Annotated in this window: 16 protein-coding genes; 9 read left to right on the top strand and 7 right to left on the bottom strand. The window is 72.0% G+C overall.

The annotated features are described in order from the left end of the window. Nucleotides 1–37 precede the first annotated feature (37 nt). Both ACNYS0_RS37350 and ACNYS0_RS37355 read left to right on the top strand, forming a co-directional pair. Nucleotides 38–733, top strand: a complete 696-nt coding sequence (locus tag ACNYS0_RS37350) for a GntR family transcriptional regulator (protein WP_422480364.1) — start codon at nt 38–40, stop codon at nt 731–733. Between the two features lie 57 nt (nt 734–790). After that, entirely contained in the window at nt 791–1669 is an 879-nt protein-coding gene (locus tag ACNYS0_RS37355) for a GNAT family N-acetyltransferase (protein ID WP_422480366.1), read from the top strand. A 182-nt stretch (nt 1670–1851) separates the two neighbouring features. On the opposite strand, the gene ACNYS0_RS37360 is transcribed toward ACNYS0_RS37355, so the two are convergent. Continuing rightward, on the bottom strand, nt 1852–2355 hold the full coding sequence (locus ACNYS0_RS37360) for a DinB family protein (protein WP_422480368.1): 504 nt from the start codon (nt 2353–2355) through the stop codon (nt 1852–1854). Between the two features lie 65 nt (nt 2356–2420). Then, complete coding sequence (locus ACNYS0_RS37365) at nt 2421–2825, bottom strand: MerR family transcriptional regulator (protein WP_422480370.1); 405 nt, start codon at nt 2823–2825, stop codon at nt 2421–2423. Between the two features lie 177 nt (nt 2826–3002). Between ACNYS0_RS37365 and ACNYS0_RS37370 the strand changes: the two genes are divergently transcribed. Beyond that, nucleotides 3003–4520 (top strand): SulP family inorganic anion transporter, encoded by a 1518-nt coding sequence (locus tag ACNYS0_RS37370; RefSeq protein ID WP_422480372.1) that lies wholly within the window; start codon nt 3003–3005, stop codon nt 4518–4520. A gap of 49 nt (nt 4521–4569) precedes the next feature. Beyond that, the gene (locus tag ACNYS0_RS37375; protein ID WP_422480374.1) at nt 4570–5034 is read left to right on the top strand and encodes a DUF3592 domain-containing protein; all 465 of its coding nucleotides are present in this window, start codon (nt 4570–4572) and stop codon (nt 5032–5034) included. A 6-nt stretch (nt 5035–5040) separates the two neighbouring features. Here the strand turns inward: ACNYS0_RS37375 and ACNYS0_RS37380 are convergent, their stop codons facing one another. The 4 genes from ACNYS0_RS37380 to ACNYS0_RS37395 all read right to left on the bottom strand — a co-directional run bounded on the left by ACNYS0_RS37380 (nt 5041) and on the right by ACNYS0_RS37395 (nt 7743). Continuing rightward, the gene (locus ACNYS0_RS37380; RefSeq protein ID WP_399233593.1) at nt 5041–5430 is read right to left on the bottom strand and encodes a VOC family protein; all 390 of its coding nucleotides are present in this window, start codon (nt 5428–5430) and stop codon (nt 5041–5043) included. Then, nucleotides 5427–5735, bottom strand: coding sequence for an ArsR/SmtB family transcription factor (locus ACNYS0_RS37385; RefSeq protein ID WP_422480376.1), 309 nt, complete (start codon nt 5733–5735; stop codon nt 5427–5429). The genes ACNYS0_RS37380 and ACNYS0_RS37385 overlap by 4 nt, the downstream gene beginning before the upstream one ends. Nucleotides 5736–5803: 68 nt before the next feature. Beyond that, nucleotides 5804–6253: a GlcG/HbpS family heme-binding protein gene (locus tag ACNYS0_RS37390; protein WP_422480379.1), complete on the bottom strand. Its 450-nt coding sequence runs from the start codon at nt 6251–6253 to the stop codon at nt 5804–5806. 35 nt (nt 6254–6288) lie between these two features. Continuing rightward, nucleotides 6289–7743, bottom strand: coding sequence for an aldehyde dehydrogenase family protein (locus ACNYS0_RS37395; protein ID WP_422480381.1), 1455 nt, complete (start codon nt 7741–7743; stop codon nt 6289–6291). A 136-nt stretch (nt 7744–7879) separates the two neighbouring features. On the opposite strand from ACNYS0_RS37395, the gene ACNYS0_RS37400 reads away from it, so the two are divergent. Continuing rightward, on the top strand, nt 7880–9592 hold the full coding sequence (locus tag ACNYS0_RS37400; RefSeq protein ID WP_422480383.1) for a PucR family transcriptional regulator: 1713 nt from the start codon (nt 7880–7882) through the stop codon (nt 9590–9592). Here ACNYS0_RS37400 and ACNYS0_RS37405 read toward each other — a convergent pair. Beyond that, nucleotides 9510–10934 carry an MFS transporter gene (locus ACNYS0_RS37405; RefSeq protein WP_422480385.1) on the bottom strand — a complete coding sequence of 475 codons (1425 nt, stop codon included), beginning with the start codon at nt 10932–10934 and terminating at the stop codon, nt 9510–9512. The genes ACNYS0_RS37400 and ACNYS0_RS37405 overlap by 83 nt on opposite strands. Nucleotides 10935–11219: 285 nt before the next feature. On the opposite strand from ACNYS0_RS37405, the gene ACNYS0_RS37410 reads away from it, so the two are divergent. From ACNYS0_RS37410 to ACNYS0_RS37425, 4 genes are all read left to right on the top strand, one after another. Further along, on the top strand, nt 11220–12773 hold the full coding sequence (locus tag ACNYS0_RS37410; RefSeq protein WP_422480387.1) for a hypothetical protein: 1554 nt from the start codon (nt 11220–11222) through the stop codon (nt 12771–12773). A gap of 127 nt (nt 12774–12900) precedes the next feature. Beyond that, nucleotides 12901–13623, top strand: coding sequence for an iron-containing redox enzyme family protein (locus tag ACNYS0_RS37415; RefSeq protein ID WP_422405475.1), 723 nt, complete (start codon nt 12901–12903; stop codon nt 13621–13623). Between the two features lie 90 nt (nt 13624–13713). Then, nucleotides 13714–14067: a Rieske (2Fe-2S) protein gene (locus tag ACNYS0_RS37420; protein WP_422480389.1), complete on the top strand. Its 354-nt coding sequence runs from the start codon at nt 13714–13716 to the stop codon at nt 14065–14067. A gap of 5 nt (nt 14068–14072) precedes the next feature. After that, nucleotides 14073–15368, top strand: coding sequence for an NAD(P)/FAD-dependent oxidoreductase (locus ACNYS0_RS37425; RefSeq protein ID WP_422480391.1), 1296 nt, complete (start codon nt 14073–14075; stop codon nt 15366–15368). The last annotated feature ends 1 nt before the right edge of the window (nt 15369 follow it).

The raw sequence follows: 15369 nt of genomic DNA on the forward strand, positions 1-15369 counted from the left end.
TGACGCCACGCGTCCCCGAAGACTAGGTTCTCGTGCCATGCAAGAGCCCAATAGCCTCGCACGCAGGCCGCTGACGCAGACCAGCATGCAGGCGAAGGTCGCCGAAGAGCTGCGCCGGATGATCATCAGTGGGGAGCTGCCACCGCGCTCCAGCCTCTCCGAGATGACGCTGTCGCAGACCTTCGGCGTCAGCCGCACCCCGATCCGCGAGGCCCTCAAGCAGCTCCAGATCGAGGGCCTGGTGGAGGTGCGCCCGCGGGTCGGCACGTTCGTCGCCGTGCCCTCGCGCCGCGAGATCACGGAGCTCTTCCAGATGAAGGAGCTCCTCGAAGGCGCGGCGGCCCGCCTCCTCGCCTTCCGCGGCAACGTCCCCGAGGTGGAGCGCCTCGCCGCCAACATGAGCGCCGCCGACGAGGCGGTGCGCGCCGGCGACTCGGAGCAGTACGAGAAGCTGGTGCACGACTTCCACGAGCTGATCATGGTCGGGGCCGACAACTCCAAGCTGGAGGCCCACTACCGCACCCTGATGAACCAGCTCGCCTACGCCCGCCTCGTCCGCACCTCCCTCTCCCAGCCGGGCCGCCTCACCGAGTCCGACCACGAGCACCACCGCGTCCTCGACCTCATCCGGGCCAAGGACGGCGACGGCGCGGAGCGCGTCATGCGCGAACACGTGCGGCGCAGCCATCAGGCGCTGATGGCGGGGATGGACGACGAGCGGTTCAAGGACTGAGCGGCGCCGCCGGAATTCGGATGCGGCGACGGGCTCTTGTGGTGTCTCATCGTCGCCATGGCCATCGAGTTGAGCACACCCGACGTCGACGAACTGGACGAGGCCGTCGACGCGTTGCGCGCCTGGCAGCACGACGCGGCGCCGATGCAGCTGCACCCCGGCGACCTGGGCTGGTACCGGCGCAGGGGCGCGGAGCGGGCCGCCGCTTCGGTGCGGACGTGGCGGCGCGACGGGCGGGTGCTCGCCGTCGGGCTGCTCGACGGTCCGACCCTGCTGCGCCTGACGCTTGAGCCCGGATCCCACCAGGACAAGGAACTGGCACAGCGATTGCTGGACGATGTGAGCGACCCGGGGCGCGGTGTGCTGCCCGAAGGGGCGGTCGACATCGAGGCTCCCAGCGGTGTCCTGCTGGACGACCTCCTGGACGGGGCCGGCTGGGGCACCGGTGAGGCGTGGACGCCGCTGACCCGCGATCTCGCCGAGCCGGTCGCGCCCCCGGCCGTACGCATCGAGGTGGCGGGGGAGGACCGGGCGGAGGCGTACGCGGCCGTGCACCGGGCGGCGTTCGACGGGTCGACGTTCGCCGCGGAGCAATGGCACGCGATGGCCGCCGGGTCGCCGCACGCGCGACCGCGATGTCTGCTCGCGTACGACGACGAGGGCGCGGCCGTGGCGGCGGTGACGGTCTGGTCGGCGGGGCCGGGGCGGCCCGGGCTGCTCGAACCGATGGGTGTGCACCGTGACCACCGCGGCCGTGGTCACGGGGCGGCGATCTGCGTCGCGGCGGCGGCCGCGCTCCGCGAACTCGGCGCGTCGAGCGCCCGCGTGGGCACACCGAGCGCCAACACCGCGGCCGTGGCCACCTACAGGGCGGCAGGCTTCCGGCCCATGCCCGAGGTCACGGACCGCTGCCGGAAGCCGGTGGACGGGGCCTAGGGTCCTTCTGACGGATCAGGCTGGATGCGGGAGGCCGTGGCCATTCGGCTCCGCGAGTGGGTTCTGGTGCGTGCAGCTGCAAGGCGGAGGAGGGCGTCAACGCGGAGCGTTGGCAACCGACGACAACGCCGCAGATGTGCGTGCAAGGGCCCACGGCCCCAGCAAGATCCGTCAGAAGGGCCCTAGTCACCCACCGTGCCGTCGGCCATCTCCCGCAGGACGTCGATGTGTCCGTTGTGGCGCGAGGTCTCCTCGATCAGGTGCATGAGGATCCAGCCGAGGGTGACATGTGTGCCGTCCCTGACCGGGCGCTTCGCCGTGGCCAGCAGGTCGGTCCCGGCGACGAGTTCGCGGTATCGCGCGCTCTGCTCCTCGTACTCGGCGACGAGTTGGGGGACGGGTGTCTGCGCGCCGAGCCGCATCTCGCGGTCCGGGTCCTCGTCCGTCCACGGGCCCGCGTCCTCCTCGCCGAGGAAGATCACCTGGATCCAGTGGTACTCGACCCACCGGAGATGGTTGATCAGGCCGCCCAGCGTCATGAGGGGCGAGCCGGGCAGCGGCGCCGCGCCCCCGTGCTCGGGCGCGAGGCCCGCGCACTTGGCGACGGCCGTGGCGCGCGCGTAGTCGAGGAAGGTCGTCAGCATCGTGCGCTCGTCCCAGGACGGCGGCATGTCGGTGCGGGTCATGGCGTGATCCTGGCACGTGCCGACAGGGCGCGACACCGGATTTCGCGGCCGGTGCGGGGGACCGGTTACGGGGCCCCGGACCCGTCGAGGCGCGCCCGCAGCGTGCCCGCGAACTCCTCGGCGCGGCCCAGCTGTTTGCGCAGGTCCGCGACGCGGTCGGCCGCCGCCTGCTCGAAGTGGCGTACGCGGTCCAGGAGTTGCTCGCGCTCCTCGCCCTCGGGCGGCGGAGTGGCGTCGAGGCGGTCCGTGGCGTCCAGGAGGTCCCGCATCTGGTCGAGGGTGAAGCCGAGCGGCTTCATGCGGCGGATCACCATCAGGCGGGCCACGTCGTTCTCGGTGTAGAGCCGGAAGCCGCCCTGGGAGCGGGCGGACGGGATGACGAGGCCCGTCTCCTCGTAGTGCCGGATGGTGCGCAACGACAGCTCGGTCCGCGTGGCGACCTCGCCGATCTGCATGTGCTCGCTGCTCACGCGGCGCCTCTCTCCGTGTCTGCGTGGTGTCACCGAGGCCACAGTCGGCGACACCCATCTCTACCCTAACGTCAGGGTAGAGTTGCTGGTCGTCAGGGTCGGCCGTGCGCCGCCCGTCCTTCCGTACGCACAGGCCGCGCGACGCCGGTGTGCCCGACCACGACAGGCTACTTTCCCTTGTCCCCCTCCTCAGCCCCTTCCGTCCCGTCCCCGGCCGCCCGGCTGCGGCGACTGCGCCCCGACTGGTGGTCCGACCCGAAGGTGTGGCGCACCGAGATCCTGGGCGGGCTCGTGGTGGGGCTCGCGCTGATCCCCGAGGCGATCTCGTTCTCGGTCATCGCGGGCGTCGATCCGCAGATCGGTCTCTTCGCCGCGTTCACCATGGCCGTGACCATCTCCGTCGTCGGCGGGCGGCGCGCCATGATCTCGGCCGCCACGGGCGCCGTCGCGCTGGTGATCGCGCCGCTCAACCGGGAGCACGGGTTCGGCTATCTGGTCGCCGCGGTGATCCTGGCCGGTGTGTTCCAGATCGTCCTCGGCGCGCTCGGGGTGGCGAAGCTGATGCGGTTCGTGCCGCGCAGCGTGATGGTCGGCTTCGTCAACGCCCTCGCGATCATGATCTTCATGGCGCAGCTGCCCGAGATGACGGACGTGCCGTGGGCCGTCTATCCGCTGATCGTCGCCGGGCTCGCGCTGATGGTGTTCCTCCCGAAGGTCACCAAGGCCGTCCCGGCCCCGCTCGTCTCCATCGTCATCCTGACCGTCATCACCGTCGCCGCCGGAATCGCCGTGCCGACCGTGGGGGACAAGGGCGAGCTGCCGTCCTCGCTGCCGGTGCCGGGGCTGCCGGACGTGCCGTTCACCTTCGAGACCCTGAAGATCATCGCCCCGTACGCGCTCGCCATGGCGCTCGTCGGGCTGATGGAATCCCTGATGACGGCCAAGCTGGTCGACGAGATCACCGACACCCGCTCGTCCAAGACCCGCGAGTCGATCGGCCAGGGCATCGCCAACATCGTCACCGGCTTCTTCGGCGGCATGGGCGGCTGCGCCATGATCGGCCAGACGATGATCAACGTGAAGGTGTCGGGGGCCAGGACCCGCCTCTCCACGTTCCTCGCGGGCGTGTTCCTGATGGTGTTGTGCGTGGTGTTCGGGCCCGTCGTCTCCGAGATCCCGATGGGTGCCCTGGTCGCCGTCATGGTGATGGTGTGCTTCGCGACGTTCGACTGGCACTCCATCGCGCCGAGGACGCTGAAGCGGATGCCGGCCGGCGAGATCGTCGTGATGGTGCTGACCGTCGTGGTCGTGGTCGCCACCAGCAACCTCGCGATCGGCGTCGTCGTCGGCTCGATCACCGCGATGGTCGTCTTCGCCCGCCGCGTCGCCCACGTCGCGAACGTCACCTCGGTCACCGACCCCGACGGCGGACAGGTCGTCTACTCCGTCACCGGTGAGCTGTTCTTCGCCTCGTCCAACGACCTGGTGACCCGGTTCGACTACACCGGCGACCCCGACAAGGTCGTCATCGACCTCTCCGCGACCCACGTCTGGGACGCGTCCTCGGTCGCCGCGCTCGACGCCATCGAGACGAAGTACGCGGAACGCGGCAAGAGCGTCGAGATCGTCGGCTTCAACCCGGACAGCGCGGCCCTGCACGGAAAGCTGAGCGGCGAACTCACCGGCAGCGGCTGACGCCTTCTGCGATAGCGTCGCTTCTCTTTGGGCGAGTGAGGGGCGCGACGTGCGGGTTCAGGTACGGGGGCGGGCGGCACTCCGGTGGGTCGTCATCGGGGTGTCGGTGTTCGGCGGGATCTTCCTGGTGGTCGGGCTGATCCTCGCCTGGTCGTCGGTCTCGCTGCTGCGGGAGGCGGACAGTGCGACGGGCACGGTGGTGTCCCTCCAGTGGCGCGACGAGGACATCGGCCCGTCCCGCAAGTCCCGGGACAGGCCCGCCGCCTATCCCGTCGTCGAGTTCGCCGCCGCGGACGGCACCCCGCACACTTTCCGCAGCTCGACGGGCTCCAACCCGCCCTCGTACGAGGAGGGGGAGCACGTCGAGGTGCTGTACCGGGCCGACGACCCCGAGGACGCGCGGATCAACGGGTTCCTGTCGCTGTGGCTGCTGCCGCTGATCTTCGGCGGGATCGGGCTGATCGCCGCCACGGTGGCGGCGATCATCGCGATGGTGTCCCGCCGACGCGCCTAGCGCGGGTTACTTGGGCTCGGTCGCGATCTGGATGAGGTTGCCGCAGGTGTCGTCGAGGACGGCGGTCGTGATCGGACCCATCTCGATCGGCTCCTGGGTGAAGTGCACGCCGAGCGCGGTCAGCCGCTCGTACTCGGCCTGCACGTCGTCGACGGCGAACTGGGCGAGCGGGATGCCGTCGGCGATCAGCGCGTCCCGGTAGGGCTTGACCGCCGGGTGGCCCGAGGGCTCCAGGAGCAGCTCGGCGGCGTCGGGCTCCTCGGAGGACACGACGGTGAGCCAGCGGGCCTCGCCCAGGTCCACGTCGTGCTTCTTCTTGAAGCCGAGGATCTCGGTGTAGAAGTGCGCCGCCTTGGCCTGGTCGTCGACGAAGACGCTGGTCATGTGGATCTTCATGGGGTGCTCTCTTCCGGGTCCTGTGCGGGGGCTGCTGGCGTGAGCCACCGCTCCGCTATCTCACGCAGCGGGGCGGTGTTCAGGTCATGGAACTTGTAGCGGCCCTCCCGCCTGGCCTCGACGAGTCCGGCCGCCTCCAGCACGGCGAGGTGCTGGGAGATGGCCTGCCGGGACAGGTTCAGCTGATGCTTCATGGTCAGCCGGGAGCAGATCTCGAACAGTGTCTGCCCCGACTTCTGCGTCAGCTCGTCGAGGATCGTGCGGCGGGTGGGGTCGGCCAAAGCTTTGAAAAGGTCATCGGCCACGACCCCAGCATAGGCAAGTGTCCGCTTGCCTATCAACCGGAAGGCGCCGTACGGGTTGGTCGTACGGGTTACTGGGTGCGCCCCGCCACCTTCTCCTCGAAGGCGGCGAGCGCCGCCGCGCCGACCGCCTTGTCCTGGTCCCCGTTGCCCCCGCTGACGCCGACGGCGCCGATGATCTGGCCCTCGTACACGATGGGGAAGCCGCCGACGAACGCGGCGAAGCGGCCGGGGTGCATGTGCTGGATGCCGAAGGCCTCGTTGCCGGGGAGGGCGGGGCCCTTCGGTGTCTCGTTGAAGAGGTGGGTGGCGCGCTGGTGGCCCGCCGCGGTGAACGCCTTGGCGATGGCGATCTCCACACCGGTCAGGCGGGCGCCGGTCATGCGGTGCAGGGCGATGGGGTGGGCGCCGTCGTCGGCGATGCAGATCGTCTGCTTCACGCCGACCCGTGCGGCCTCGGCCTCCGCGGCCTCCAGCATGATCACGGCGTCTTCGAGGGTGAGGCGGTGGATGGTGTGCATGAGGTCCCTCCCAGGGGCGTACGGGTACGTGGGTGTCAGCGGCCCGCGAGCGCGTCGCAGTAGACCGTCTTGGTGTCCGTCACGAAGTCGAGCGCGCCGCGCCCGCCCTCCGGGAACGCGCCGGAGCTGGAGGCGCCCCAGCCGCCGAACGGGGGCGCGACGCCGTTGCCGGTGGTGCGCTGGTTGACCTTGACGATGCCGTGCCGCGCGGCGCGCACGAAGCGGCCCGTCGTGCCCAGGTCGCGGGTGTGCACGGCGGTGACGAGGCGGTGGGCGTCGCCGTTGAGGGCGGTCAGCGCCTCGTCGGGTCCTGCCACCGGGACGACCGAGAGCAGCGGGCCGAAGATCTCCGCGGTGTTCACCGGGTGGTCGGCGGGGACGTCGACGAGGAGTGCCGGCAGCAGCCAGTGCCCTGACGGGTCCGCGCCGGGGGCCAGGCCGCCCTGCGCGACCGCCCGCGCGCCCGCCGCGAGCGCCGAGTCCAGGAGCCCGGCGACCCGGTCCCGCTGCGCCGCCGTGGCCGCCGGACCCATCGCCGCGGCCGGGTCGTCGCCGGGCCCGACGGTCAGCTTGTCCGTGCGCTCCGCCAGCAGTTCGGTGAACTCGGCCGCCACGGAACGGTCCACCAGGACCCGGTCCGTCGCCGTGCACACCTGCCCCGTGAGACCGAAGGCACCGGCCGCGACCTCCGTCGCCGCGTGTTCCAGATCGGCGTCGGCGCACACCAACGCCGCGTTGTGCCCGCCGAGTTCGAACTGCGTACGGACACCGGGGCGCACGGTGCGGTGCAGCAGCGCGCCCGTCCGGTCCGAGCCCGTGAAGCTGACGGCGCGGACCTCCGGCGCACCGACGAGCGCCGCCATCGCCTCCGGGTCGTCGCCCTGTACGACCCGCAGCGCCTCCTCGGGCACCCCGCCGCGATGGCAGGCCGCGGCGAGCCGGGCGCCGACACCAGGTGTCACCGGCGACGGCTTGAAGACCACCGTGTTGCCCGCCGCGAGCGCCGGGGCGAGCTTGCGGGCCGCGAGCGACAGCGGGAAGTTCCACGGTGTGACGGCGACGACGACACCGAGCGGAACGCGCTGTGTCCAGGCGGAGACGCCCGCGGACTCGGCCGGGTACGTGGTGCCCTCGACCATGAAGGCCAACTGCGCCGCGAGCCTGAACTGCTCGACGGTCTTGGCCACTTCGCCGCGCGCCGCGCCGAGGGTCTTGCCCTCTTCGGCGCAGATCAGGGCGGCGATCCCCGCGGCGTCCTCGGCGAGCGCGGCCGCCGCGCCGTGCAGCGCCTCCGCGCGCCGCCCGGCCGTGGCGTCGGCCCAGCGGGGGAAGGCGGCCGCGGCCGTGCGCACCGCCTCGGCCGCTTCGGCCGCGCTCGCGGCGGGTACCTCGGTGACCTGCCGGTGCGGTGCGGCCGGGTCGAAGGATGTCACCACCGCCGGTGGCAGGCTCCGGGAGATGGTCTGGTGCGCAAGTGGGTTCTGAGTCAAGATGACCTCCACGTTCTCGTCGGCCCCGACCGCGTCAACCGCGTCATTGATGTGTTCCCGTGCCCCCAGCATTCGTCGCGAAGGTGCCGGGCGGCTTCGTACATTCCGCACCTTCGCCGCAGGAGGATGTAGGCAGATGGCACACGACGTAGCGCACAAACGGGAGTTGACGGTCGAAAGGCTGCTCGCCGAGCCCGCCGTCGGAGGGCGGCTCCTCGGCGGGAAGGCGGGACTCCGGCAGACGGTGACCTGGTGTCTGCCGCTCGCCGAACTGCCGCCGGGGCCAGGCCCCGAGCGCCCCGCTGCGGGTGTGGACCTGGCCGGGATCGTGGTGTTCGCGCCGGTGGCCGAGCTGACCTGCGCGCCGGACTGCCGGCGGCTGCTCGCCGGGCTCGCCGCGCGCGGCGTCGCCGCCGTGCTCGCCCGCCCGCAGCCGCGCGCCGAACCGGACTTCGGGCCGCTGATGCGGGCGGCGGACGCCGCCGACCTGCCGCTGGTGCGGCTCGCGCCCGAGGCCACGTACCACCGCATCGGGCGGCTCGTGGCGACGAAGACGATCGCGGACAGTGCCCATGTCCTTGAGTACGGCGTGCGCGTGCACCGCACGCTGGGCGAGGTGTTCGCCTCCGGCTCGGGGCTGCCCGCGCTCGCCCGGTCCATGGCCACCCTGGCGGGTGCCTCCGTGCTCATCATGGACGAGACGGGAGGGTTGCTGTCCCGTGCCGAGCGGGAACGGACCGCCACGGACGCGCAGTGGCGGGAGCTCGCGGCCGCCGTGCACACCGAGCAGGGCCCGTTCGCGGCGGTGGCCCCGGGACACGGCCATGCCAGCGCCACCGACCTCGACGTGACCTGGGGCGAAGGGCGGGTGCACGTGGTGACCGCCCAGGTGCGGGTCGCGGGCGAGCCGTACGGGACGGTGGCCGTCGTCGAACCCGGTACGGAGGCCGCCGCGCACGACCTCGCCCAGCACCGGGTGATCGTCGAACAGGGCGCGCCCCTCGTCGCCTCCGAGATCCTGCGCCTGCGCTCGGTCGTCGAGGCGGAGGAACGCGCGCGCGACGACTTCCTCGACACCCTCGTGCACGGTCGCTTCACCGACGTGCACGAACTCGAGGCCAGGTCACGGCACTACCGCTTCGACACGGAGGCGGAGCACGCGGTGTTCGTCGCCTCGGTGCCGTACGCGGGTCCGGTCGGGGCGCAGTCGCTGCCGCGCGCGGTGGCCTCGCTGCGGGGCGGCTCCGGCTTCACGATGGCGGCGCTGATGGGGCAACTGCTCGTCGTGGTGGCCGAGTGCGGCGCCGATGCGGGCACGGGGGCGCAGGCGCGGTTCGGGCGCCAGCTCCAGCGGCTCGTCTCGGAGCGGATGTCGAGCGGGGTGCAGGTGACGTACGGGCGGGTCGCGCTCGGGGCGGCCGGTGTCGCGGCGAGCTACCGGGAGGCGCGGATCGCCCTGGAGCTGTCGGGGCGGGTGCGGGTGTCGGAGGTGTGCGGCTACGACGAGCTTCAGGTGTTCGCGGCGGTCGAGGCGGCGGCGAACTCGGCACAGGGCCGGGAGTTCGCCCACGAGGTGCTCGAACCGCTGCGCCGCGCCGACGGACAGACCGGGAACCTGGAGGAGGTGGTGCTCGCCTACATAGCCGAGTCCGGAAACCTCAACGCGGCGGCCCGCCGCCTCCAGCTGCACCGCAACACCATGCTCTACAAGCTGGAACGTGCCTCACGGGCCCTCGGCATGGACGTACGGATCGCGGAGACGCAGTTCACGGTGTGGCTCGCCCATCGGATCGAGACGCTGAACGACTCGCTGCGGGTGTTGCAGGCGGAGCTGGCGCCGCCGGCGTAGCCCTCGTCGCGCGCGTGCCGGTGTCCCGCCCGAGCGAGGCCACCACGACCCCGGCCGCCGCGAGCCCCGCACACACCATGAACACCCGCACCAGGCCCCCTGGTCGGGTGCCGAGCAGCGCCACGGACGCCGCACCCAGCGACGTCGCGCCGAAGCGGATCAGGCTGAACAGGCCGAGGCCCGCGCCCGTCCGCCCGGCCCGCGAACGCGAGGCGCCCGTGGCCGCCGGGGTCTGCACGAACGCGATGCCCGCCCCGGTCAGCACGAGCGCGCCCACCACCGGCCACACCCCCACGCCCACCCCGGCCCCGACCGCGAGCACCACCGCCCCGCCGAGCAGTGCCACGAGCCCCCACCGCATGACACCCCGGCCCCCGTACCGCTCCGTGCACCGCCCGGCCACCGGCGCCAGCGAGGCCATTGCCAACGGCAGCGCCAGGACGGCAAGCCCCGTACGGGACTGCGACAGGCTCTGCGTCCCGACGAGGTACGCGGGGGTGGCCAGGAGCACCGCGCCCAGGACGAACATCTGCGCCGCCGCCGCGAACGACGCACGCACATAGCGGAGTTCGGCCAGGTGGCGCGGGCGCAGGAAGGGCTCGGGCCGGCCGCGCTCGACCAGCGGGAACGCCCCGAGCGCGAGCACTCCGGCAGCCGCCGCGCCCCACACCACGGGCGCGCCCGCACCCTGCGAGGGCAGCGCCGAGGCCGCGACGAGCAGCAGCCCCGCCCCGCACGTCAGCGTCAGCGCTCCGGCCCCGTCCAGACGCGGCCGCGTCCGTGAGCGGTCGTCGCGGGGGAGCAGCAGCCATCCGCCGACCACGACGAGCACGGACAGCGGCACGATCTGCCAGAACACCGCACGCCAGCCGAGGAGTTCGGACAGCAGGCCGCCGGTGGTCGGACCCAGTGCCTGCCCCGCCCCGTTCGCCGCCGCCCACAACGACAGCGCCCTGCCGCGCCGTTCCTCGCCGAGCACCTGCACGACGAGGACCATCACCACCGGCAGCACCGGAGCCGCCGAAAGGCCCTGGAGCATGCGGAACGCCACGAGCAGCGGCAGGTTCGGGGCGAGCGCCGCACCCGCCGCGCCGAGGACCATCGAGGCCATCGACGCGCACAGCACCCGCCGGTGCCCGAACCGGTCGCCCAGCCACCCGGACAGCGGCATCAGCGCCGCGAGTGTCACCGGGAACGCCGTCGCGACCAGCACACCCCGGCCGAGCGGCGCGTGCAGATCGGCCAGGATCGCCGTCATGGGGACGTTCACCACGGTGTTCGCCATCGTCGTGGTCAACGTCGCGGTGAGCAGGGGGAGCAGACCAGGGCGGGTGGCGATCATGCCCGGAGTATGGCCCCGGCCGCCCGCCGCGGGCCACGTGCAAGGTGCCCCCGATTCCGGTGCGCGGCAGGGCACTTCGCACATGCGCGGCAGGCGGGTCACCGGCCCGAAATCCCTCGGAAACGGGAGGTGTCACGGACCCGCACACTGCACAAATAATGTCGCCGACAATGTGCATCGTCCCCCTGTGGCCTGGCAGCCGGGGTCGTCAGCATGCCCGTCAACCACCCGACAACCAACGGACTTCGGCCCCGCAGCGCCGGGCGCCGGGTAGGGAGTGCGGACGTGGAACTCACTGCTGCGCACTGGACGTATCTCGCGGGGGTAGTCGTCATCATCGGCGTGATGATCGCGCGCCGGAACATCGTCGTTCCGGCCGTCCTCGCCACCTTCCTGACGGCCTGGGCCTACAGCGGCGACCTCGTCAAGGGACTCGCCTCGATCTTCACCGCGAGCCTGACGGCCGCCGGTGAACTCTTCTCCATCTTCCTCATCATCGCCATCATCACCGCGCTGCTCGGCGGCCTGCGCGCGATGGGCGCCGAGCAGCGCATGGTGCGCCCGTTCCGCGGGCTCATGCGGGGCGGGCGGGCCGCGTTCCTGACCATCGCCGCCGCCACGTACTTCATCAGTCTCTTCTTCTGGCCGACGCCCGCCGTGCCCCTCATCGGCGCGATCCTGCTGCCCGCCGCGATCCGGGCCGGGCTGCCCGCGATGACGGCGGGCGCGGTGATGGCCGTCGCGGGGCAGGGCATGGCGCTCTCCAGCGACTACGTCATCCAGGTCGCGCCGGGGCTGTCCGCGAAGGCGGCCGGGGTGGGCACCGGCGCGGTCGCGGACCGGGCCATGGTGCTCTCGCTGATCACGGGCGCGGTGGCGCTGGTCTACCTGTACCTGCGCGGGCGGCGCTCCTTCCGGGTGGCCGGCGACGAGCACGAACTGCGCTGGCTCGCCCAGAAGAACGGGCTCGACGAGGGCGGTGAGGTGCAGCTCGGCGGCTCGCCCGGGGCGCGCGGCATCGGCAAGGGGGCGGCCGCCGCGGCCGCGACCCGCGCCGCCACCGACGCGGACACCGCCACGCAGGTCCTCGAACCCGCGCCGGAGGCGGCCGCGGCGCCGCCGAAGCCCGAACCGGTGCGCCGCTCACGGCTGTTCGCCGTGCTGGTCCCGGCCACCTTCGCCGCCAGCGTCGGCTACATGCTCCTCGGCAAGTTCACGAACGTGGTGGGCGAGGTGCAGGGCGACGAGGCGGCCGGGCTCGTCGGCGGTGTCGCGATGCTGCTGCTGTTCGCGGCGGTCTTCAGCATCGACGGCAGCCACGGACTGACCACGGCCGCGTCCCACGTCGTGGACGGCCTGGTGTTCGCGTTCAAGGCGATGGGGGTCGTGGTGCCCATCGCGGGCTTCTTCTTCCTGGGGAACGCCGAGTTCATCTCGCGGATCACGGGCGTGCACGACACCAAGCCCCCGGCGCTCCTCTTCGACCTGGTGGCCTCCGTCGACCAGCACATCCCCGACAACGGCTTCATGCTGTCGTTCGCCATCCTGGTCATCGGCATGATCACCGGCCTGGAGGGCTCCGGCTTCGCGGGCCTGCCGCTCACCGGCTCGCTCGCGGGCGCGCTCGGCCCGGCCGCGCACACCGACCCGGCGACACTTGCCGCCGTCGGCCAGATGGGCTCGGTGTGGACCGGCGGCGGCACCCTCATCGCCTGGTCCTCGCTGCTCGCCGTCGCCGGCGTGGCACGGGTGCCGGTGCAGGAACTCGTACGCCACTGCTTCCTGCCCGTGGTCGCGGGACTCGCGGCGGCGACGGCGCTCGCCACGGTGCTGTTCTGACGCGCGCGCGGATCCGTCCGGCACTGTGCACAGAGATCGCCGCGGGGCCTGTGCACAAACACCATCCACCCCTCAACCGGCCCCGCCTACTTTGGAGTCATCCGGAAAGCGGAAAGGACGCCGCAACATGACCGAGCTTCTCTCCAGGGACGAATTCCGCAGCGCTCTCGAAGACGCCATCAAGGGCCGCGAGGCCAAGAACGCCTCGTTCAGCAGGGCGTGGGCGGACGGCGAACTCAAGCGGGAGCATTTCGCGCGCTGGGCCGAGAACCACTATCACTACGTCGGCCCCTTCGCCGACTACCTCGGCTACATCTACGGAAACACCCCGGACGAATTCACCGGCGCCAAGGACTTCACCCTCCAGAACATGTACGAGGAGGAGATCGCGGACATCCGCCACACCGACCTCCTCATCCGCTTCGCCGAGGCCTGCGGCACCACCCGCGAGCGCGTCGAGGACCCGTCCAACATGAACGCGGTCACCCGCGGACTCCAGTCCTGGTGCTACGCAGTGGCGATGCGCGAGCACTTCGTCGTCGCCACCGCCGCGCTCGTCGTCGGCCTCGAATCGCAGGTCCCCAGCATCTACAAGAAGCAGATCATTCCGCTGCGCGGCTCCTACGGATTCACCGAGGACGAGATCGAGTTCTTCGAACTCCACATCACCTCCGATGTCGTGCACGGCGAACGCGGCTACCAGATAGTGCTCGACCACGCCGACACCCCGCAATTGCAGCAGCGCTGCCTCCAATTCGTGCGCTGGGGCGCCGAGATGCGCTTCGCGTACACCAAGTCGCTGTACGACACGTACGTCAGCCCGGACCTGGAGCGGACCGCCGCCGCATAGCGCGAGGCCGAAAGGGGGCGGCCGGTGCCGCCCCCTTTCGTGGCCCACAACCCGGGACCGCAAGAACAGCAAAGAAAAGGGAGGGAGCCCATGTCCGACTGGGTGGACGTCGCCGAATTCGCCGATCTCAGCAGGCGCCGCAAGAAGCTCGTGACCGTCGGCGACACCCGTATCGCCCTCTTCCACGACGCCGGAGAGGTCTACGCGTTCGCCGACGCCTGCGTGCACAAGGGCAAGGCCCTGTCCCGCGGCACCGTGCTGGGCGGCCGCCTCATCTGCCCCGGCCACCAGTGGGCCTTCGACCTGCGTACCGGGGAGGCGGACGACCGGGACGAGTGCCAGCCCGGCTATCCGGTACGGGTGGTGGACGGCCGGGTCCAGGTGTACGCCGCGAACTCAGCGTCCCTCACCGCCGCCGCGGCGGCCCTGCCCGTACAGGAGTGAGCCCCATGCCCGAGCAGCCCGAGACACCCCGCAGCGTCGCCGTCGTCGGCGCGGGCCAGAGCGCGGCCGTCGCCGCCCGCACCCTGCGCCGCCGCGGCTTCACCGGAACCATCACGCTGATCGGCGACGAACCGTACGCCCCCTACCAGCGCCCGCCGCTCAGCAAGGAGCTCCTCGACGGCTCGCAGGGTCCCGAGGACGCGGCGCTGCTCTCCGAGGACTGGTGCCACGACAACGACATCACGCTCCGGCTCGGTGCCGAGGCCCGCCGCATCGACACCGCGGGCCGCGCCGTGGAACTCGCCGACGGTGCCCGCGTCCCCGCCGACCGCGTGCTCCTCGCCACCGGGGCCCGCGCCCGAAGGCTGCCGGGCGTCCCGGAGGACGACGAGCGGATCGTGCATCTGCGGGGCATGGCCGACGCGCTGCGCCTGCGCGACCTCCTGCGGCCCGGCGGGCGCGTCGTGATCGTCGGCGCCGGGTTCGTCGGCTCCGAGGTCGCCTCCTCCGCGCTCGCCCGCGGTGTCACCCCGGTCGTCCTCGAACAGGCGCAGGTGCCCCTTGCGGGTGTGCTCGGCGCGCGGCTCGGCGGATTCTGCGCGGACGTGCAGCGCGCCGGCGGGGTCGAGCTGCACACCGGCGAGACCGTGAGCACGGTGACCACGACACCGGACGCCGTCGTGGTGACCACGACGAGCGGTCTCGAGGTGTCCGGCGACGCCGTCGTCGTCGCGGTCGGCGCACTCCCCAACACGGAGGTGGCCCGCGCCTCGGGCCTGTCCGTCTCCAACGGCGTCCTCGTCGACGAGCACTGCCGCACCAGCGTGCCCGGCGTGTACGCGGCCGGCGACGTCGCCAACCACAAGCACCCCCTCTACGGCCGGTGGGTGCGCGTCGAGCACTTCGACAACGCCAACAAGCAGGCGATGGTGGCGGCGAAGAACATCCTCGGCCGCAGCGCGGTGCACGATGAGCCGCACTGGTTCTGGTCCGAGCAGTTCGGCCTCGATCTCCAGCATTGCGGGGACCCGCACGGCTGGGACCGCCTGGTGGTCCGGGGCTCGCTCGACGAGCGCGACTTCATCGCCTTCTACCTGGCCGACGGCGTCCTGCGGGCGGCCTTCGCCGCGGAGCGCGGCGGCGACGTGTACGCGGCGAAGGAACTCGTCGCACGCGGCGCCCGCCCCGACCCCGATCTCCTCGCCGACGAGGACGCGGACCTGACGGAACTCATGGAGAACGTGGAACACGCAGAGCTCGCGGAGCCGGTCGCCGACGTGGCCGGGACAGGGGGGAACTGAC

It is taken from the genome of Streptomyces anthophorae (genome assembly GCF_049310305.1).
Classification (GTDB): Bacteria; Actinomycetota; Actinomycetes; order Streptomycetales; family Streptomycetaceae; genus Streptomyces.